This window comes from Acidobacteriota bacterium, from assembly GCA_016703965.1.
GTDB lineage: Bacteria > Acidobacteriota > Blastocatellia > Pyrinomonadales > Pyrinomonadaceae > OLB17.
The window spans coordinates 951418-970544 of record JADJBB010000021.1 but is presented as its reverse complement, the minus strand read 5'-3'; the positions used below and the strand labels follow the sequence as shown (position 1 = coordinate 970544).

The window sequence follows — 19127 nt, the reverse complement described above, 5'->3', positions numbered from 1 at the left end:
ATGTGATTATTCTGCGGGGTGGCTGTTCTCATCCTCGTTGTTATACGGCGGATCGAGATCGGGGAGTTCGTTTTCGGGAGATGAGAGAAGGACAATTTCTCCTTCAGGCGCCGGACCGGCATCCTCCGGAGAAGCAAATTTTACCGGCTGAGGCCCGAGAGTGACTTTCACCATTGAATGGCGGATCACACGGTTGCCAATTCGATAGCCGCGAAGCAGTTCCCCGGACACAGTATTTCCGGGGATATCGCTCCGCTCCTCCGTTGCGACTGCCTCGTGGAAATTCGGATCGAACGGCTCGCCAACCGTCGCTATAGGCTGAACGCCCATTTCGGAAAAGACTTCGTTCACCTGCTGATGAACGAGAGCGATGCCGTCGTAAAACTGTTGGAATTCAGCAGATTTCTCGGCCTGCGACCTGTCGAGTGCCCCCATCGCCCGGTCCAGATTGTCGAGAACAGGCAGCATCTGCTGGGCAAGGTTACTTATCTGATCGATGAAGGCACCGCGGCGTTCGCGGTCCATCCGGTACTTGTAATTTTCAAAATCCTTTAACCGTCGGTCGCTTTTTTCCTGAACGTCATTCCTCTCCGCTCGAAGCTCCGAAATACGCCTGTTGAGCGTATCGATCTCGTTCTCAAGCTCAAAGACACGCGTCTTCAATCCCGGCTGTTGAAAGCCTCCCGGAGATTCACCCTGACTCTGCATACGTTCCTGAGCGATTTCCTGCGGAAGAAAGTCCGGAACCGCCCGCGGGTCATACTCTGACTCTGAGATCTCGATCTTCAGATCCGACGTTATGTGCAGGTCCTTTTCCTTTGCTTCGAGTTCCTTGATGAAATCATCGACCGAGGCAAATGCATCCATATCGAGCTCATCGAGCGATTCGTTGGGCATTGGGATTGGTACTTTGGGGTTCATTTGTTAGGCAGCGCGGCAGGAACGAACGCTGGATCTAGTTTTTCGAAAGGTCTGCCGACATCAATTTTTCAAGCGTGCGGGCGACATAGCTGACTATCGAGATCATTCGCGCGTATTCGATCCGGGTTGGGCCGAGTACGCTGAGTGTTCCGATCGCCGAACTGTTGCCAACCCGGTATGGGGCCGATATCAGCGTACAGTTTTGAAAGGACGGCGTGCGGTTCTCAGAACCGATAAAGACCTGAACATCGCCTTTTGCGGCCGCTTCGCGTTCAATGCATTCGGTGAGGATCTGCATCAGACGCGACTTCTCGCCTATAGTTCTCAAAAGGTCACGCAGGCGTTCGAGGTCGGCAAAATCGCTTTTCGAAAGAATATTCGACGTGCCGTCCACAAAAACTTCGCCCAGCCGGTCGCCCTCGTCCTCGATACTGCCAGAACAAAGGATCACCGCCGTTTGAAGAAGCTTGTCAAACAAGGCCTTTTCCTCGTGCATCAGTTTCATGATCTCTGCACGGATCTCGGCCAAACTCTTTCCTGCAAATTCCCTGTTCAGATAATTTGCGGTGCGTTCCAACTCCTCCTTCGAAAAGGTCACGTTGAGCCGGATTATCTTGTTATGGACAATATTCGGCGCTGAGACCAGAACGACGAGGATGCGGTTGTCGCTCAAGTTAACAAACTCGATATGCTGCAGGCGATCACTCGCCAAAGACGGCGAAACCACGATGCCCACATTATTAGAAAGAGCTGAAAGTAACTGGGAAGTACGTTCCATCAACCGGTCCGGCGTGTCTGAAATATCAAGCGAATTCAAACCGTATTCCTCGCCTATGCGAAAGAGGTCGTCATTCGAGATGCTCAAAACACCGAGCAGATTGTCAACGTAAAACCTGTACCCCTTGTCGGTGGGAACCCGTCCGGCCGAGGTGTGAGGCTGCTCAAGCATCCCCATTTCCTCAAGTTCACCCATCACGTTGCGGATCGTTGCCGAACTCATTCCGGCGAGATTCGCAAACTTGTCGGCAAGCACTTTCGAACCGACAGGCTCGCCCGTGACAAAGTGTTCGTTTATTATGGCCGTTAAGATAACCTGACCGCGGGAATCGGGGAAAACGGTATTTTTTTCACCGGCACGACCAGATATTTGGTTCATTTGATGCATACAGCCAACGGGGCGTATGCTGTTCCCATATAAAGAGATAGCATTTACGCAGCCGCAGTGTCAATAAAAATTGTTTAAACCTGTTGTAAAAACATTATAAAGCTTGCTCGAACAGATCACAGAACTCTACAAAGAAGCTTTCCGCTGGTACGACCCAAAGCGTGCCGTGCCGTCGCTCCACGTTTCATTTTACCCGTATATCGGCATAAATCATACAATTAGGATCCGCAATGCCGAAATTTTTGTTCGCATCGGCATCATCTGCGAGGAAATGCCGCTCGTCTGCCACAAAGGCCTCGCGTACATCCTCGTGGGAAAACTGCTCCGCAAGAAAATTCCAGCTGGCGCCCGCGAGGTCTATTCGGCTTATGTAAAATCCGAAGCGATCCGCCTAAAGGCCACCGATAGCAAGCGTACCCGGGGCCGCAAGGTAGTAACCAGCTCAAAAGGCTCGGTTTACGACCTAGAAGAGATTTTCGACCGCCTGAACACCCAATATTTCCACGAAACTATCTCAAAACCGGCCCTGACCTGGTCGGCCCGAAAAACGTTCCGCATTCTCGGCCATCACGATGCGACGCACGACCACATTACGATCAGCCGCTCGCTCGATTCCCTAACCGTGCCGAAATACGTGGTCGAATACGTCGTTTTCCACGAAATGCTCCACATCCACCACCCGACCAAACACATCAACGGCCGCCGCTACAACCACACCCCAGCGTTTAAACGCGACGAACAAAAGTTCGCGCATTACATCGACGCCGAAAAGTGGATCGAGAGAAATGTTAGAAAGCTAAAGAAAGACGCTCGTCGCGGCTGAAAGCACGAAATTTACACCTACTCTGCGGTCGTCTGGACGGTCAGCCAGCCGATGAATCCGAGATCGGAAACGGTGCGTCGCTCAATTCCCCATCGGTTGAAACGCGTTTCGGTAATTGACATGATGTTGACAGGCTTAGCGTCGGATTTCTTTTCGGACAGCAGATCGGCGATCTGAAGGGCTTGTTCGTTCTCAAAACTCAGTGACGCGGCTGAGTTGCCCGGACGGAAAAGCTGAATGGTCGCAGGACTGAGATTTGAGCCGCTGGACTTAGACTGAAGGCATGCAGTAACTGCGTCGCTGTCGCCGGCAATGATAGTGCTGCCAGCAAAAACGGCCATCGAATCTTCGTCCTTCAAAACCTCAAGACCGAGCTGGTCGCTAGCTGCTTTGTCCGGTTTGAGATCTTTCGAAAGGGCGCGTCGCACGGCTTCAGCGTTGGTGATGTTCGCGATCAACGCAGGTTGATCGCCCTCGGCATCGGTTCGAATGCTGACGATATTCGGACCGACACCCGAAAGGAAGAGTTCTGCGTCGCTGATCGCATACGGTTCAGCAAAAGCGTTCGAGAATTCGCCGATCATCTTTGCTCCGAACGCATCGACCTTTGAACTGGTCGTCGAGATCAATCCTCGCCACGCGACGTTCGGTTTATTGAGGTTGTAAAGCGTTACTGCCGAGGCCTTGTTCGTAACGAACTGGAAAAGCTCCGTATTCACCTGTGACGCGGGAGCAAATGTCTCGCTCATCACGGGTGCCGTGTCGGGAGTTCCGCCGAACGCAAATTTATCCTCGTAACCTTTCGCCCCGCGCGTCGCTGTCCAGGAAATATCGGTGACGGTTCCGCGGATCAGTTTTGGCAAAACACCAGCGACAGCACTCTGAACCTCTTCGTCATCGCTCGCCTGCGTCGCGAAACTCAGCCCGGCGAGGGCTGCGATCTGGGCGACTCCGTCGGTCGAGACGTAGCCTGAGGCGAGCGATTCTGGAACGCGGTTGGGAAGTTTTCCGGTTTTTGCGATGCTGTCGGATTCGCCCTTTTTGACAGCGACGCATTTTTCGATCGCGGTCGCGTCATTGCCGAAATAGATGAGGCTGTCGATAACCAGAGCGAACGCTTTGCGGCCGTCTTTTGCTGTCCACGTGAAATATTTACCGCCATGTTTTTCCGTCTTCTCGAGTTGCGGCTCGCTGCGGTAAACGTCGGCAACAAAGCCGCCGAGTTTCTTCTCGGCAAACCCGACCGCCTGATAGTTCCACGCATGCGTATCCGCCACCGCCACAAACCTCGGCTGCACCCGTCCCACGGAATTCTCATCCGTCAACCGCTCCTCGCTGGTCTCAAACCCGGTCACGGCAATTGCCATCTGAACGCCTTTAAGAGCCGAAAGATCCGGTGTAGTTTTCGCAGCTTGTTTGAATGCGTCGCTGTCCAGGATCGGTTGGATAGCTGCGGCGAGGTCGTTCGTTTCGAGATAGATAAGCGACTCTGCCGGAACGAGCGTACGGAGATCGGAAGGTTTTGAAGTGCAGGAGCCTAGGAAAATTAACCACAGATAAATACAGATGAAGGCGGCTATTTTTTTCCAAGAACGAACACTCCTCTTTGTTATCTCCGAATGGAATTTTGGATGCATTGGTTTTCCCTAATTCGTCGTCAAAGCCCAAGTCTGTCCAAAATCGGTGGTCTCATAGATAACTCTGAGGCTACCGTTCTTGTCATAGTAGTCCTGCAAATAAATAGAGCCTGTACCGTCTGCGTCGATGCTGACTCGAGGAATCTCGTGATTGTCAAAACGTTTGATCTTGTCTCTATCCGTCATCGTGCTGTAAGCATCAAACAAGTGCCAGTTCTTGCCACCATCAACGGTGACTCCGAAGTATGTCATCCTGAAGAAATAAGCTATGTTGGGATTCAAAACGCGTACTTCAAAATCAGTCAGCGGCCAAGGATCCTCTTGGGCCCATTTAACGACATTCCACCAGTAACCATCGCCTCGAGCAGAGTCGATGGCATAAGCGTAGGGCCCCATTGGTAAAAGACTCGTAAGCGTAGTGGCCCTTCGGATGCGAAGTTTGAATCCGCCATTCTCGGATACGATCTGATCAGACTTAGCCACGTCCCCGCATGAAAAGGAGAAAACGCCAAGCATTAAGGCGATCGATGCAAGCAGAAATTTGGCCCCCCGTCTTCTGTAGCTGTTCATCTGCGGTTACCTCTCTTTCTCTCTATGCTAAAATCCCTACCAATATGGAAAAAATATTCGCTGATAACATTTTACAGGGTAAGGTGGCGTTTGTAACTGGTGGCGGAACCGGGATCACGGGCGGCGTGGCTCGAGCATTTGCTGAGCATGGTGCAAAGCTTGCGATCACGAGCCGCAAGGAAGAGAATCTCGCCGCGATGAAAGCCGAGGTCGAGGCGTTTGGCGGCGAGTGCTTTACGGTCGCGGCGGATGTTCGCGATTATGAGGCGGTCGAGAATGCGATCGCTAAAACAGTCGAACATTACGGCCAGATCGACATCGTTGTGAACGGTGCCGCCGGGAATTTCCTGTGTGCGGCTGACCAGCTTTCGTCGAACGGTTTTGGTACGGTCGTCGATATCGACACCAAAGGCACTTTCAACGTCTGCCGTGCCGCGTTCGAAGAGCTGAAAAAGTCGAAAGGCCAGATCCTCAACATCTCGGCAACGCTCCACTATCTCGCCACGCCGATGCAGATCCACGTTTCAGCCGCCAAGGCCGGCGTTGACGCGATCACGCGAAACCTCTCCGCCGAATGGGGCCGCCACGGCATCCGCGTCAACGGCATCGCCCCAGGCCCGATCGAGGATACCGAAGGCATGAAACGCCTCCTGATGCCCGAGTTGAAAGAAAAAATGACTAAAAAGATACCGCTCGGCAGATTTGGGCGAATCGCGGATATCGAGAATTCGGCTCTGTTTTTAGCCTCCGATGCCGCGAGCTACATCAACGGCGTAACTTTGGTCGTTGATGGCGGACAGTGGTTGTTGGGGACGAGTTTAATGTAGGTGTCGGAATTTCGGCTTTGTTCCGTGCAATTCCGTGTGTTCCGTGGTTAGTATTATAGGGATTTTCACCACGGGACACACGGAAATTCACGAAACACGAGATTCGCTTCATCGAACTAATTCAAAACCAAACCAATATCCGGATCTTCCTGCGAGGTTTCCTTTGGGCTGAGGATGGTTCGCAGCACAAGCATTTTGGCAAGGACTCGGACTTCCGGGCGGTCGAAGGTATTGGTGATTGCCTTGGTTCTTGCGAAATCGGCTTTTGCGAGGCTGCGGAGGGTTGGTTGGGCGATCTTGAGTTCGCTGGTCAGCCCACGAAGCATCGAGCCGCCGAACTGGCCGACCTGGACCTCGCCGTCATCGATCATTTCGCCGCGCACGTCGATGAATTCGGCGGCTTTGATAAATGCCGAGACGGTATCATTCAGACGCAAAACGGTGTCGGTCAAAAGAGGAAATGCCTTGTCAGGGTCGGCTTCGGCATATCCCGAGATCAGCATCCACGAGAGCATAAAGTCCTGATAGTTCTTTGGCTGCGAATTAACAAATCGCTCGGCGTCCTTCATGATCTCCGCCGCAAGCTCCTTGTCACCGACCTTGGCGACCTGAGCTGCGAGCAGGCTCAGACCAACAATTTTCTTGTCTTTGCCCGGCGTCTGGCTGATGATCTTGCGTGCCTGGGCTATGATCTTCGAACGCTCTTCTTTGGGAAGCGGTTTGGTACTGAGGTTTGCGACGTCCTCCATCAGCTTCGCATCGGCAAGTGCCTTTTCCTCCATGGCCTTGGCTTTTCGCTCAGCGATCGGATCCGGCGGCGCGGCGACCGCAACCGCGACGTTTGCACTATTCCCAGGGGTACTTACAACATTCGCTGCGGCACTTGCTCCGCCTGAGCGTTTTCGATACTTAGCCTTGATCTGGGCGGAACGCGTGGGCGTGAATTTGTCGAAAAGGTCCATATATCCGGCCCCTATCTCGCCGTCGTCATCGCCATCGAGAACGCCGCGGGCCATGACCTCCACAAGGTCGCGCATCTCGCCCGCTGACATGACCGGTTTTTTGGCACCCGCCTTTGGAGGCGTCGGCGCCGTCTCCTCGCCAAAGCGGACGAGTGAGCTGATCACATAGAGATCTTCTGCATCGGCCTTGTCCGATTTGATCTTGCTGATCAAAGCCTGGGCGAACTCAATTCCCTTTTCAGTGTCTTTTTTGTAGATCTTTTTGAGCAGCTCAATATGCTGGAAGCCGACGCCCTTGTCCAGGGTTTTGACACCGTATTGAGTGGCCTTTGCAGCGTTCGATTCCGCGATCATGGTCATAAGCTGAACCTCAAAATACGAATCCTGATCGCTCGCGCTCTTGCGGCTCTCGGGATTTGTCAGTGCCGTCAGGCTGTCCTGGTAGAACGCTATCGCAAGATCAGGTTCGTGTTCAGCGAGGCTCATGGCGATCTGCTTACGCATTTCAAGTGCCTTCGCCAGCTTGCGCTGAATGTTCGTCTTGGGGCTCGCATCATCGAAAAGCCCCATCGATACCGCTTCGTCCGCATCAGCCGATTCGGTCATCGCAATAGCATTTAGCTGCGTATCGAATTCGACCAGGAGCTGCCTAAAATCGCTGGTCACGCTGAGATACATAGCCCGCGCTTCCTTCTCGTCATGAAACCACATGAGTGAGGCCATTTCGGCATTGAAGCTGAGGCGATTTTCGAGCGAACGCATCGTGTTAACGTCCGCCATAGTTTCGCGCAAGAAATCAACAGCTTCTTTTTTTAGCTTCTCGTCTTGCTCATCTTTTTTTGGATCAGACGGGTTCTGAGCCGAAACAAAACTAACTGAAAGGAGGAAAATCGTAAGGAAGAATAGTTTTTGCAGCATTTTGGTTCGGCCTCTCGCGTAGCGTTTGTTTATGATAGAGTCATCACGCAACTTAGTAAACAAAAGAACGGTTTCGCGATAAAGATGTTGCAAAGAAATATTTAGATGCTTTTAGTTATTGATAATTACGATTCGTTCACATACAACCTGGTCCAATACCTCGGCGAACTCGGTGCCCAAATGCGTGTCGTGCGAAACGACGAGGTCACCGTTGACGAGATCGAAAACGACCTTCGGCCGGAACGCATTCTGATCTCGCCGGGTCCGGGAACACCTGATTCCGCTGGAGTTTCACTCTCGGTGATCGAGCGATTTGCCGAAAAATTGCCGATCCTTGGCGTTTGCCTGGGCCATCAGGCGATCGGCCAGCATTTCGGCGGAACCGTCGTTAGAGCCCCTGAACCGGTTCACGGCAAACCGGTCGAGATACTGCATGACGGCAAGACCATATTTGAAGACATTCCGAACGGCTTTGCGGCCGGGCGTTATCATTCGCTGATCGTGGAAAAGGAAAACTTGCCCGATTGCCTCGAAATATCGGCAGAATCGCCCGATGGTTTAGTGATGGCTCTGCGCCACAAAACTCTAAAAATCGAGGGAGTGCAATTTCACCCGGAATCGATCCTGACCGATCATGGCAAAAAGATCTTGCAGAATTTCCTGGAGCTTTAATGATTTATATGTAAACTCGCGAAGAAGAAATGAAACCACAGATGAACCCTGATGGACACAGAATTAGACCGATCGGTAAATGGTTTTGTTTTCCTTATTTGTTTTTATCCGTGTCCACCTGTGGTTAATTTCGCTTCGCGGCTTTGCTCCTTTGCGACTTTGCGTTAAATATTCCTATTATGTCTCGTTCAGACTGGATCAAATCGGCCCCCACGAGTGCTACGAGCGATAAAGCGAACACGCCGCTGTTCCCTTTTCTCGTTAAGCTTTTGCACGGCGACGATCTGTCGATGAAGGAAGCGGCGGGATTTTTTCGCGCGTTGACGAGCGGTGAATCCGGTTCAAACCAGGTCGCCGCCGCCTTGACCGCGATTACTGCCAAGGGTGAAACCGACGAAGAGCTTGCCGGCATGGCAAGCGTGATGAAAGAACTCGCAACCAAGGTCCGCGCTCCAAAAAATGCAATGGACATCGCCGGAACCGGTTCGTCGGCGGCAAAAACCTTTAACGTTTCGACCGCTGCCGCTATCGTGGCCGCCGGTGCGGGCCTGACCATTGCAAAACAATCTAATCGCGGCGTGACCAGCAAATCCGGCAGTGCCGACGTCCTGGCCGAACTCGGCGTCAAGATCGCCAATGACCCGACCATGGCCCAGACGAGCCTCAACACAGGCATGTGCTTTCTGTTTCCGCCAAAGTTCCACCCGGAACTCCGGCGGCTTGCTGATATTCGCGGGCGTCTGGGCATTCGTACGTGCCTTAATATTCTTGGGTTGCTCGCAAATCCAGCAGGCGTTTCACGCCAATTGATTGGCGTTTGGCACCGCTCGCTTGTCGTTCCTACGGCAAACGCACTTGCCTTGCTCAAGACGGACACAGCCTGGGTAGTTCACGGGGAAGACGGCCTCGACGAAGTTACGCTCACCGGAAAAACGCACGTCGCAACCATCCAGAATGGTGAAGTTCATTCGTATGTGGTTTCTCCCAAGGATTTCGGCCTGAAGGCCGCCGCGACCAGCCATCTCAAAGGCGCAACCGCAAAAGAAAGCGCGGCGATCATCAAAGATATCCTCGCCAGCCGCCGCCGCGACGAGGCCCGCTCGCTCGTTGTCTTGAACGCCGCGACCGCGCTCATCGTTGGCGGCATCGCCAAAGACCCAATGCAAGCCGCACGCCTCGCCGAGCAAAGCATCGACAGCGGCCAGGCCCAGAATAAACTTGACCGGCTCGTTCAGATCACAAACAAACGGTCGCAGCCTTGATTGATCCCTTCAGACAGCCAGAATTGTCATCTTTACACCGATGAATGATAATTACCGACATGCTCTCGCTCATCGGACATATCTATGGAAGAGTCGCCGATCTTCGTAACCGCCTCTACGACCGCGGCATTCTGGAATCCTTCGATCTCGGAGCTCGAACAATAAGTATTGGCAACATCACGACCGGCGGAACCGGGAAAACTCCGCTCGTTGCTTACGTCGCAAACCTGCTCGCAGATGGTGGCGAAAAAGTCTGCATCCTGACACGCGGATATGGGCGGAAAGATCCGTCAAAACGGGTCTTGGTTTCTGATGGCAATGAGATACTTGCCACGCCGGAGGAATCGGGCGACGAACCATTCGAACTTGCGAAGAAGCTTCCCGGAAAGGCGATCATAATTGCCGACGCGGACCGCGTTGCCGCGGCAGAGTGGGCAATTCGAAAATTCGGCGTGACCACCTTCGTTCTGGATGATGGATTTCAACACCGCCGGGCAAAGCGCGATGTCGATATTGTCTGCATCGACGCGACGGAGCCGTTTGGCCGGCGCCAGATGCTTCCCGCAGGCCGGCTTCGCGAGCCGATCGAAAATCTCCGCCGCTCTGACGTTGTCGTGATCTCAAGAGCCGACCTGGCAAGCATTGATAATCTGAGATTTGAGATCGCTGATCTAAACCCAGACATACCGATCTTCACCACCATGAACAGGATCTCAAGGGTGTTGTCGCTTCGATCCGATCTTGACGGCTCCGTGGACGTCGAGTCACGACGGGCCCTTGCCTTTTGTGGGCTTGGAAATCCGGAGAATTTTTATGCTCTCTTGCGCCGCGATGGTTTCGCCGTGACGGAGACGAGATCCTTCCGCGATCACCATATTTACTCGCAGGCTGATGTTAAGGTTTTGGAAGGGCTGGCAAAGGATTGCCGAGCCGAGATATTCCTGACAACTGCAAAAGACGCAGTGAAACTATCGGCCGTCGAATTCGAATTGCCCTGCTATGTGGTGGAGATCGATATTGAGATCAATGATCCGGCAGCGTTTGCGCAAATTCTTTAGCGTTTCTTTTCCGGCGGCCGTTTCTTGTCACCCCAGTAAAAGAACTTTACGACGAGAACGTAGACCAGGATGGCAAGAAACATCAAGATCAGAAACAGTGTAATTAGCCAGGCTAGGGGTGACATTTAGGACGGTTCCTCCGTTTTTGGTTCCACTTCCTCGATCCAGTCGGAAACAATGCCTCGGCGGCCCTGGTGTTCGAGAATGTGGCGGTAAAAGACAGTTGCAACCGCAACCAATGGGATCGAAAGAAAAACTCCGGGGATCCCGGCAACCTGTTCACCGGCGAGGACAGACAGAATTATCGCCAGCGGGTGCAAGTGGATCCCGCCCCTGACGATTCGCGGATACGTCACGTAATCGTGAATGATGCGAAGCACGATCAGGAAGATCGCAACATAGAGAGCCTTCCAGGGATCGTCTGATGCGGCGGCTGTGGTGGTAACGATGAGTCCTATCGTGACAGGCCCAAGAAGCGGCACGAACTCGAATATTCCAGCCAGAATTCCGAGCAGTAAGGCATATTTCAGCCCAAGCACATAAAATCCGGCAGTACAGATCACCGCAATAATTACGCAGGAAATAAGTTGTGCCCGCGTGTACGCGGCTAGAGTCGTGTTTACGTCTGCCATCACCGCCTCGGCGCGGTAACGCCAGCGGCCCGCCGGGAACATCCGCAAAACGGCAAGGCGAAACTGATTTACGTCCTTTAGAAAGAAGAATGCGAGTATCGGCACCAGCAGAATCCAGGGCAGATACGTGACAGACATTAGCACGGTCCCACCAACCGAAGCCGTTATCGCGCCGCCCAGATCACTGACCTTTTTGCTCAACTCCGCCTGTACCTCGTCAGGAATGCGAAGGCGGTCGAACCTCTGATTAAGTTCATTCACACGAGTCCGGAGCGATTGCGCGTAACCCGGAACGTTTGTACCGAATTCCTTCGCCTGTTCCACGGCCTTCGGCGCGATATTAGAGATCGTAATGCCGACGACCGTAAAGACGAGTATGTAAGCCAGGACGATCGCGAAAGAACGCGGCATCCATTTTTCAAGGTTACGTACCTTGAAAGGCTTTCGAATAAGCTTGACCAGCGGATCGATCAAATACGCGAAGAATACCGACAAGATGATAAGGAAAAAGAGCGAAGCGACCGAGCTGATTATCGTCTGAACCGAGCCGGCGACAAAAAGGATCAGCAGAGTTACCACCACGACACGGGCAATCGATCGTATCGACGGTGACGACGGATCTAGCTTGACACTGACTGGTTCTGTACCGCGCACACGTGTCAATTCCGGCTCCTCTACTCCTGTTACTTTTAGTTCTTTCATCACAGGGAAGAAATACTAGCGATTAACATTCTGGTTTTCAGACGGCAGCGGAACTATCGGCGATGACGGAGCCGGGGAATAGTTCTCAACAGCAAAACGCTGATAAATTGCCGCCATATTATGCGGAGCAAGCTGAAAATTTGACCCGACAATAACCGCCTTGCCGTCGTCGGCCGAGACTCGGCGATTTGCCTGTGTTGTCTGAACGCGGATCACGCTCTTATCTTCCGGATCGATCACGCCTCCGTCTTTTCTCCGCAAAACGTAAATAAAGCTAAAACCAGCCGTTCGCATCGCTTCGAGATCCGACTCAAAAGACGTTATGACCGGCGTAGAATTCGCCCGCCCCGATGTATTGTCCTTGCCCGAACGCAGGATATTGTCGTTTGCCCCGCAGCTAAACGTTATCACGCTGACCGCAAGTATAAACGCTTTCGCCCAATTCGCATGACCGGCCATACTAATTATCGTCGTCCTTTTCGAGATTGGAATTTGATTTTGGAGCTTCGTTCTTTTCAAGTTCGTCCAGGATCTTCTTTTCCTCGGGCGTTTCAGGATCAGCTTTCGCATCGTCCGGAGCCTCACCTTTAACTTCCCGGATCTTGAGCAGGCGGGCTTCGTCGTCCTCGTAAATGATCTCGACCCAACCGCTGTCGAGGGCCTTGGCTACCATATCTACGTTTTCTTTCGCGTCTGCAAAAATGTAGTTTGCCCCGAACTTCTCACGGATCACAGGTGCGGGATCATCGATCTTGCCCTCGGTCAGATCCTTGAGCGATGTGTAAAGCTCGGGATTTTCCGAATAGAGATAATTCGGATCGAGGCCGTAAACATAGCGGTGCTTTGTGTCGTAAAAGAACAGCTTCGGAAAATCATCCCAGGTACAGTTAAAGATGATCTCGCCTTTTGGTATGTTCTCAGCCCCGGTCTCGTCGAGGCCGGTCGCAAATTCCATTGCACGACGGTATTTGTCGCCGGGTTCATTGGTCTTAATATTGTCGATCATTCCGGCTTCATCAAAGCCGAATTTGTGCAGCCCGATCAGATTGTAGAACCAAAAGACGAAAAGGAAAATGCCAATTATCCACGGTGCCGCCGCCTTTGCGGAAGCCCACCATTGCTGGCTCTCTGTGGGAACCGGAGCGTCCAGATAAGGATCGATCTCGCGCTTGAAGTCTTCGGGCAATTCCACGATCTTCGGTGCGGTAAACGCCTGCCATGCAAATGCCGCGAACAGGATCGCGAACGGCGGAAAATACTCAGCAAAACGCTTCGACCGGAACTGAGCCGCGAGCAGGATCGTCGTGAAGGCGAGAAAGAAAGCCGCCTTCTCAGGGAGCTTGCCGCCTCTCGGAACGAACAGAATGTAACCGATCAGCATTGCGAACAAAGCGATCGGGAAATTCATGATCAACTCCATGCCGGAGTACGGATACCATTCGCCGCCGACCGCTACCGCAAAGTCAGAACCAACCTTGAATTTCGTCCAGAAATGCTCGAAAAAGAGCAGAAAGTTGTTCGGGAAATAGGGATTTATCAGATTTCCCAGGACCATACCGCCGCCCGCATAAGCCAACGGCCGCCATTCGAAACGCCGCTCGTTCCATGCGATGATCACCGTCCAGATCAAGGCCGCAAACAGCAGCAGCGGGAACAGGCTGTACGTCCATACGAAGGCGAACATCAGCGGCAAAAGCCAAACGTATTTTCGCTGAAACAGCAAATGAATTCCGAGGATCGTGATGATGATGGTTAGTGGCGGGGCTTTGCCCATGTTCATGCGGTAAAAGAACGCATTCGAGCAAACCATCAATGCCGCCAGCCAGACCAGTTGATGCTTGATCTCATAGCGAAACATCATCCAGTAAACCGAAAATATCGCGAGAGTTGCGTAAAAGACCGTCGAAACCTTAGCCGCCGTCACCGGCTCGAAAAACCACAGGAATGGTATCTGCAACAAGTGAAACAGGAAGTGATGATCGGCGTAATCCTTGGCGTTCAGAACCGTCAGCGGCAGCCATTCAAAGCTCGGCAGCCACTTAAATTGTCTGAAATTTTCCCACAGCAGCGACGACCATTTGATGTGGTAATAACCATCCCAATCCCCGCAGCAGATCGCGTCCGTCCGCGATTGCAGGAACGACATCACCATCAGGATCGCGAGGAACCCAAAAATTAGATAAATAACGCGAACAGCCTTTTCGCTCTCGAGATATTGGCTCCATGATTGAGTCTTAATTTCCGTAGGCTCAGCCGGAGTTTCAGGTGTTTCGCTTGTGATTTCTTCCATTAAAAGACGTGTTTTTCGAGGCCGAGAAAGTATAGATCAAACAAAAAAAGTACCACGAAATCAGGGTAAATATCTAGAAGCTGAAATGAGTTCTGACGCCCAAACTTCGAGCGTGTTGCGAAACCAGCCGCCAAAACCTAGAATCAAAGATTCGATATGTATCCAAAAGGCAATCTATTCATTCCGGCATCGCACGGCCAGCTTGAAGCGATATTGAAGGAACCCGCAGGCGAACCTCGCGGCGTTGGCCTCGTCTGCCATCCGCATCCGCTCGGCGGCGGGACGATGCATAATAAGGTGGTGTTTCGGGCAGCGGCGGGTTTGGTCGATGCGGGACTCACAACATTCAGGTTCAACTTTCGCGGCGTTGGCGGCTCGACCGGTGAGCATAACGAGATCGAAGGCGGACGCGAAGACGTCGCCGATGTTCTCGATTACATAACCGAGAATTATCCCGCCCAGGATTTGACGCTCGCGGGATTTTCTTTCGGCTCGCGAACCGCTCTCGAGGTCGGCTACAACGACGACCGCATCGCTCGCCTGATCAGTATCGGAACGCCGATCGATAAGTACGGCGATTACGAATTCCTGTTGCAAACCACAAAACCGATCCTCTTCATCCACGGCGACCGCGACGAATTCGGCTCGCTCGAAAGGCTGAAAAAGCTGGTAGATGAGGTGTCGAATAATGCAGATACGGAATTAGTAGTCTTCGAAAACTGCGGCCATTTCTTTGACGAGCACTTGAACGATCTCCGGGAAACGATACGCAAATGGGCCGAAGAAAAATTAACCGCAGATAAACGCAGATGAACACAGATAAGAGTTCTCCGAATCTGTGTCCATCTGCGTTTATCTGCGGTTAATTTCTCTCATAATAGACTATTTCTATGGAACAAGAACAAATAAGAGATGCCGCAATTCGCCTGACGATGATGCCGCGCGATACTAACGCTCACGGCACCGTTTTCGGCGGCGTGATCCTCAGTTATATCGACGTCGCAGGCGGCGTTGAGGCGGTGCGGCATACAAAACACGAGCGTTTCGTGACCGTGGCGATGAAAGAGGTCATTTTTCATGAACCGGTCTTCATCGGCGATCTGGTCAGTTTTTACGCCACGACTGTTAAGGTCGGCAAGACCTCGATCACGGTCCATGTCGAAGTCGAAGCCGAGCGGTTTGGGAATAAGGGCGAGGTCGTTCGGGTTACATCCGCCGATCTGATCTTTGTCGCCATCAACGAGAAGCGCGAAAAAGTCGCAATAGGAAAATAAATGCCAACCTGGAAACTAGAGATCGAATACGAAGGAACCCGATATCGCGGCTGGCAGATACAGCATAATGCGAAGTCGATACAGGGCGAATTCATGGAAGCCGCGCGGCAGTTATTCTCGGAACGCGTCGATTTTTTTGGAGCGGGACGAACTGACGCCGGCGTTCACGCGATCAGGCAGATCGCCCATCTAAAGGTGCCGCAGATCAAGGTCGATCTCACGCCTCGAACCATTCAATACGAATTCAACGACCTGCTGCCGCACGATATCAACATCGTAAAAGTCTCGAATGCCCCGGACGAATTCCACGCCCGTCACGATGCGGTAGAGAGAAGTTACCTATATCAAATATCGACCCGGCGAACGGCGTTCGGTAAAAACTTCGTCTGGTGGATCAAAGACCGCCTTGATGCTAAGGCAATGGCTGAGGCCGCTAAATTAGTGCTCGGCAAACACGATTTCCGCTCATTCTGCGAAACCGAAGAAGGCAAACGCCAATCGACCGTCGTTGAGGTAACGCATTCCGAGATCTTCGTCGACGGCGACCTGATCTGCTACCGCATCGGAGCCTCGCATTTCCTCTGGAAAATGGTCCGACGCATCACCGGAATGCTCGCCGAGGTCGGCCGTGGGAATCTCAGTTTTGACGGATTTGAGCGGCTACTAAAATTTCAGTCGGACGTTCCGGCCAAATACACAGCACCGCCGTCTGGTCTGTTTCTGGAAAAGGTTTTGTACAAAGGCGACAGCTTTTCGCCCGAGCGAAAATCAATGTTAACGGTGCGCTAACCTCATAGGTCTTGCTTTCACCACGCCATTGTGACAAATTCTTTATATACGATTTTCAATCTTAACTAACGATCAGGGAGACATTTTTTAATGCCAAAAATCATTGCCGAAACGGCAGCTGGACAGGTGGCCTTTGAGGCGGCGAGCGGGCGAAAGCTGGTTCTGGCGCTTGAGGACAACGGAGTCGACATACTGCACCGCTGCGGCGGAAATGCACGCTGCACGACCTGCCGCGTCGAGGTTTTGTCGGGCGATCCGGGCGAGATACTCGAGGCCGAGGCCGGAATTCTTGCGTCCAAGTCTGATCTCAACGATCACACGCGTTTGTCTTGCCAAATACACATCGCAGACGACCTACACGTTAAAGTAATCAACCAGGCAAGCGTTGCCGGTATCGACGCCGGAACGCGGCCTGAAGAATAAGGATCTGAGTTAAAACAGGAGAAAAAATGGGAACAAGCACGACATACACAGCAAAAACATTTGACCTCAGCGACCTGACCGGCATCTCGAACGAGACGCTGGCCATGCACTTCAAGCTTTACGAGGGCTACGTAACCAACACCAACGTCCTCAACCAACGCATCGCCGATCTTATTGGAACCGGAACACTGGACCCAACCCAGTCAGCCGCTTTCAGCGAGCTAAAGCGCAGATTTGGTTTCGAATACAACGGCATGGTTCTGCACGAATATTACTTCGAAAACATGCAGAAACACGGCACCGGCGATCCGTCAACGGGCGATCAGTTTGTAAATGCGGCGACCGACAGCTTTGGCGATTACGACGTTTGGAAAGCTGATTTCATGAACACCGGCAAAATGCGCGGCGTAGGTTGGGCAGCGGTTTACCAGGATCCGTCAAACGGACAGATCTCGAACCACTGGATCAACCTCCACGAAACCGGAAACGTCGCCGGGTACAAACCGATCCTCATCATGGACGTCTGGGAGCATGCCTTCATCAAAGACTACGCCCCGGTCGACCGCCCGAAATATATCGAGGCATTTTTTGCGAACATCAATTGGGATGTTGTGAATTCACGATTGGGCTAGGCGAAGAGTCCGCTGCAAAAAGGCACAAAAGACGCAAAAATGAGATAATTAGTTTTGCGTTTCTTGTGCCTTTTTGCGGCAATTAGTTTTTATGATCGAAGAAACAGTTTTAGTCGAAAAATTTCTTAATCGAAAAGAGCGTGGCCGACTCGCGAAGCCCGACTGGCTCAAGATCAAGCTCGGCGACCCGAAGAATCAGAATGCCGTCCTCGAACTGATCGATGGCCTCAATCTGCACACCGTCTGCCAGGAAGCCAAATGCCCCAACATTTTCGAATGCTGGACGGACAAGACCGCGACATTCATGCTCGGAGGCGATACGTGTACGCGGCATTGCGGATTCTGTGCCGTCAATAAAGGCAAGCCGATGGATCTCGACCCGATGGAACCAACCCACGTCGCCGAGGCTGTCAAACATCTCGACCTCAAACACGCTGTTATCACTTCGGTAAATCGCGACGACCTGCCGGATGGCGGTTCGATGCATTGGGCGGAGACGATCACTAAAGTTCGCGAGATGAATCCGACCTGCAAGGTCGAGGTGCTGATCCCTGATTTTAACGGAGATGAAGCTGCTCTAAACAACGTCCTCGTCGCTCGCCCGGACGTCCTCAATCACAATACCGAAACGATCGCCCGGCTTTACCGGCGAGTTCGCCCGGACGCAAAATACAACCAAACGCTCGAACTGCTCGAACGCTCAGCCCATTTCCGCGACACCCAATTTCCCGAAATGAAAACCAAAAGCGGCATAATGGCCGGGCTAGGCGAGACTTTTGAGGAAGTCGTCGATCTCATGAAAGACCTCCGCAGCGTTTACTGCGACATCATGACCATCGGCCAATACCTACAGCCGTACGAAAAACGCCTGCCCGTCGAACGATACGTCACGCCCGCAGAATTCGCCGAATGGAGAGCCATCGGCCTCGCTATGGGATTCAAACATGTCGAATCTTCGCCGCTGACGCGGAGTTCTTATCATGCGAGGGAGCAGGCTGAGTAAATGGATCTACAAACTGAAAGGCTCAATATTCGCGAATTGAACTCCGCTTCCGACGCGGAGTTTATTTGTGCTCTGCTTAACAGTCCTAAATTCATCAAGTACATCGGCGACCGAGGAGTACGTTCCGGGTGGGAAGCCGCCGATTTTATCGAGAATCGATATCGTACAAGCTATCGCGATCACGGCTACGGCCTTTACGCGGTTGAGCTTAAAGACGGAACACCGATAGGAATTTGCGGTTTTGTCCGCCGTGACACTCTGCCCGGGCCCGATATCGGCTTTGCGTTCCTACCGGAATTTGAGCATCAGGGATTTGGCTACGAATCCGCGGCCGCGATGATGAAATACGGCCGCGACACATTCGAATTTACTACGGTCTACGCTATTACTTCGCCCGACAACGACGCGTCCGGCAGCTTATTGGAAAAGCTCGGTTTCTCCTTCGACAGAATGATCGCGAACGGCGACCAAACTGTAAAACTCTTTGTTTCAACTTCCTAGAAGTTCTTGCCACAGAGAGCACTGAGTTTCTATAGAAATACTCAGCTTTCTCCGTTTCCTCTGTGG

20 protein-coding genes are annotated in these 19127 nt (G+C 52.4%); 12 read left to right on the top strand and 8 right to left on the bottom strand.

The features are described from left to right. Window positions 1-6 precede the first annotated feature (6 nt). Both IPG22_11865 and hrcA read right to left on the bottom strand, forming a co-directional pair. Entirely contained in the window at window positions 7-897 is an 891-nt protein-coding gene (locus IPG22_11865; GenBank protein ID MBK6588981.1) for a nucleotide exchange factor GrpE, read from the bottom strand. Window positions 898-955: 58 nt separating this feature from the next. Next, the gene (gene hrcA / locus IPG22_11860; protein ID MBK6588980.1) at window positions 956-2077 is read right to left on the bottom strand and encodes a heat-inducible transcription repressor HrcA; all 1122 of its coding nucleotides are present in this window, start codon (window positions 2075-2077) and stop codon (window positions 956-958) included. A gap of 112 nt (window positions 2078-2189) precedes the next feature. Between hrcA and IPG22_11855 the strand changes: the two genes are divergently transcribed. Then, window positions 2190-2909, top strand: coding sequence for a M48 family metallopeptidase (locus IPG22_11855; protein ID MBK6588979.1), 720 nt, complete (start codon window positions 2190-2192; stop codon window positions 2907-2909). A gap of 17 nt (window positions 2910-2926) precedes the next feature. Here the strand turns inward: IPG22_11855 and IPG22_11850 are convergent, their stop codons facing one another. Both IPG22_11850 and IPG22_11845 read right to left on the bottom strand, forming a co-directional pair. Then, the gene (locus IPG22_11850) at window positions 2927-4546 is read right to left on the bottom strand and encodes a hypothetical protein (protein ID MBK6588978.1); all 1620 of its coding nucleotides are present in this window, start codon (window positions 4544-4546) and stop codon (window positions 2927-2929) included. Window positions 4547-4555: 9 nt separating this feature from the next. Beyond that, window positions 4556-5116 (bottom strand): hypothetical protein, encoded by a 561-nt coding sequence (locus tag IPG22_11845; protein MBK6588977.1) that lies wholly within the window; start codon window positions 5114-5116, stop codon window positions 4556-4558. A gap of 44 nt (window positions 5117-5160) precedes the next feature. Between IPG22_11845 and IPG22_11840 the strand changes: the two genes are divergently transcribed. Next, window positions 5161-5943, top strand: a complete 783-nt coding sequence (locus IPG22_11840; GenBank protein ID MBK6588976.1) for an SDR family oxidoreductase — start codon at window positions 5161-5163, stop codon at window positions 5941-5943. Between the two features lie 116 nt (window positions 5944-6059). Here the strand turns inward: IPG22_11840 and IPG22_11835 are convergent, their stop codons facing one another. Then, complete coding sequence (locus tag IPG22_11835; protein MBK6588975.1) at window positions 6060-7823, bottom strand: hypothetical protein; 1764 nt, start codon at window positions 7821-7823, stop codon at window positions 6060-6062. A gap of 105 nt (window positions 7824-7928) precedes the next feature. On the opposite strand from IPG22_11835, the gene IPG22_11830 reads away from it, so the two are divergent. The 3 genes from IPG22_11830 to lpxK all read left to right on the top strand — a co-directional run bounded on the left by IPG22_11830 (window position 7929) and on the right by lpxK (window position 10815). Beyond that, window positions 7929-8495 (top strand): aminodeoxychorismate/anthranilate synthase component II, encoded by a 567-nt coding sequence (locus IPG22_11830; protein ID MBK6588974.1) that lies wholly within the window; start codon window positions 7929-7931, stop codon window positions 8493-8495. Window positions 8496-8674: 179 nt separating this feature from the next. Then, window positions 8675-9757 carry an anthranilate phosphoribosyltransferase gene (trpD, locus tag IPG22_11825; protein MBK6588973.1) on the top strand — a complete coding sequence of 361 codons (1083 nt, stop codon included), beginning with the start codon at window positions 8675-8677 and terminating at the stop codon, window positions 9755-9757. A gap of 44 nt (window positions 9758-9801) precedes the next feature. Further along, window positions 9802-10815 (top strand): tetraacyldisaccharide 4'-kinase, encoded by a 1014-nt coding sequence (gene lpxK, locus IPG22_11820; protein MBK6588972.1) that lies wholly within the window; start codon window positions 9802-9804, stop codon window positions 10813-10815. 125 nt (window positions 10816-10940) lie between these two features. Here lpxK and IPG22_11815 read toward each other — a convergent pair whose 3' ends face one another. From IPG22_11815 to IPG22_11805, 3 genes are read right to left on the bottom strand one after another with little or no spacing between them, the layout of a single operon-like run. Further along, the gene (locus IPG22_11815) at window positions 10941-12149 is read right to left on the bottom strand and encodes an AI-2E family transporter (protein MBK6588971.1); all 1209 of its coding nucleotides are present in this window, start codon (window positions 12147-12149) and stop codon (window positions 10941-10943) included. A gap of 15 nt (window positions 12150-12164) precedes the next feature. Beyond that, window positions 12165-12608 carry a hypothetical protein gene (locus tag IPG22_11810; protein MBK6588970.1) on the bottom strand — a complete coding sequence of 148 codons (444 nt, stop codon included), beginning with the start codon at window positions 12606-12608 and terminating at the stop codon, window positions 12165-12167. Between the two features lies 1 nt (window position 12609). Beyond that, window positions 12610-14439, bottom strand: a complete 1830-nt coding sequence (locus tag IPG22_11805; GenBank protein ID MBK6588969.1) for a hypothetical protein — start codon at window positions 14437-14439, stop codon at window positions 12610-12612. 156 nt (window positions 14440-14595) lie between these two features. Between IPG22_11805 and IPG22_11800 the strand changes: the two genes are divergently transcribed. The 7 genes from IPG22_11800 to IPG22_11770 all read left to right on the top strand — a co-directional run bounded on the left by IPG22_11800 (window position 14596) and on the right by IPG22_11770 (window position 19061). Continuing rightward, a complete protein-coding gene (locus IPG22_11800) occupies window positions 14596-15252 on the top strand; it encodes an alpha/beta fold hydrolase (GenBank protein ID MBK6588968.1) in 657 nt (218 codons plus the stop codon). A 77-nt stretch (window positions 15253-15329) separates the two neighbouring features. Beyond that, the gene (locus tag IPG22_11795) at window positions 15330-15713 is read left to right on the top strand and encodes an acyl-CoA thioesterase (GenBank protein ID MBK6588967.1); all 384 of its coding nucleotides are present in this window, start codon (window positions 15330-15332) and stop codon (window positions 15711-15713) included. Next, complete coding sequence (gene truA / locus IPG22_11790) at window positions 15714-16502, top strand: tRNA pseudouridine(38-40) synthase TruA (protein ID MBK6588966.1); 789 nt, start codon at window positions 15714-15716, stop codon at window positions 16500-16502. It abuts the gene before it with no gap. A gap of 90 nt (window positions 16503-16592) precedes the next feature. Further along, the gene (locus IPG22_11785) at window positions 16593-16925 is read left to right on the top strand and encodes a (2Fe-2S)-binding protein (GenBank protein ID MBK6588965.1); all 333 of its coding nucleotides are present in this window, start codon (window positions 16593-16595) and stop codon (window positions 16923-16925) included. Window positions 16926-16951: 26 nt separating this feature from the next. Next, on the top strand, window positions 16952-17557 hold the full coding sequence (locus tag IPG22_11780; GenBank protein ID MBK6588964.1) for a superoxide dismutase: 606 nt from the start codon (window positions 16952-16954) through the stop codon (window positions 17555-17557). Between the two features lie 91 nt (window positions 17558-17648). Next, on the top strand, window positions 17649-18560 hold the full coding sequence (gene lipA, locus IPG22_11775) for a lipoyl synthase (protein ID MBK6588963.1): 912 nt from the start codon (window positions 17649-17651) through the stop codon (window positions 18558-18560). After that, window positions 18561-19061 (top strand): GNAT family N-acetyltransferase, encoded by a 501-nt coding sequence (locus IPG22_11770; GenBank protein MBK6588962.1) that lies wholly within the window; start codon window positions 18561-18563, stop codon window positions 19059-19061. It abuts the gene before it with no gap. The last annotated feature ends 66 nt before the right edge of the window (window positions 19062-19127 follow it).

Coding starts and splice junctions, on each gene's coding strand:
- IPG22_11865 (MBK6588981.1), bottom strand. CDS start 897: ATGCCCAACGAATCGCTCGATGAGCTCGATATGGATGCATTTGCCTCG.
- hrcA (MBK6588980.1), bottom strand. CDS start 2,077: ATGAACCAAATATCTGGTCGTGCCGGTGAAAAAAATACCGTTTTCCCC.
- IPG22_11850 (MBK6588978.1), bottom strand. CDS start 4,546: ATGCATCCAAAATTCCATTCGGAGATAACAAAGAGGAGTGTTCGTTCT.
- IPG22_11845 (MBK6588977.1), bottom strand. CDS start 5,116: ATGAACAGCTACAGAAGACGGGGGGCCAAATTTCTGCTTGCATCGATC.
- IPG22_11840 (MBK6588976.1), top strand. CDS start 5,161: ATGGAAAAAATATTCGCTGATAACATTTTACAGGGTAAGGTGGCGTTT.
- IPG22_11835 (MBK6588975.1), bottom strand. CDS start 7,823: ATGCTGCAAAAACTATTCTTCCTTACGATTTTCCTCCTTTCAGTTAGT.
- IPG22_11830 (MBK6588974.1), top strand. CDS start 7,929: ATGCTTTTAGTTATTGATAATTACGATTCGTTCACATACAACCTGGTC.
- trpD (MBK6588973.1), top strand. CDS start 8,675: ATGTCTCGTTCAGACTGGATCAAATCGGCCCCCACGAGTGCTACGAGC.
- lpxK (MBK6588972.1), top strand. CDS start 9,802: ATGATAATTACCGACATGCTCTCGCTCATCGGACATATCTATGGAAGA.
- IPG22_11815 (MBK6588971.1), bottom strand. CDS start 12,149: ATGAAAGAACTAAAAGTAACAGGAGTAGAGGAGCCGGAATTGACACGT.
- IPG22_11810 (MBK6588970.1), bottom strand. CDS start 12,608: ATGGCCGGTCATGCGAATTGGGCGAAAGCGTTTATACTTGCGGTCAGC.
- IPG22_11805 (MBK6588969.1), bottom strand. CDS start 14,439: ATGGAAGAAATCACAAGCGAAACACCTGAAACTCCGGCTGAGCCTACG.
- IPG22_11800 (MBK6588968.1), top strand. CDS start 14,596: ATGTATCCAAAAGGCAATCTATTCATTCCGGCATCGCACGGCCAGCTT.
- IPG22_11795 (MBK6588967.1), top strand. CDS start 15,330: ATGGAACAAGAACAAATAAGAGATGCCGCAATTCGCCTGACGATGATG.
- truA (MBK6588966.1), top strand. CDS start 15,714: ATGCCAACCTGGAAACTAGAGATCGAATACGAAGGAACCCGATATCGC.
- IPG22_11785 (MBK6588965.1), top strand. CDS start 16,593: ATGCCAAAAATCATTGCCGAAACGGCAGCTGGACAGGTGGCCTTTGAG.
- IPG22_11780 (MBK6588964.1), top strand. CDS start 16,952: ATGGGAACAAGCACGACATACACAGCAAAAACATTTGACCTCAGCGAC.
- lipA (MBK6588963.1), top strand. CDS start 17,649: ATGATCGAAGAAACAGTTTTAGTCGAAAAATTTCTTAATCGAAAAGAG.
- IPG22_11770 (MBK6588962.1), top strand. CDS start 18,561: ATGGATCTACAAACTGAAAGGCTCAATATTCGCGAATTGAACTCCGCT.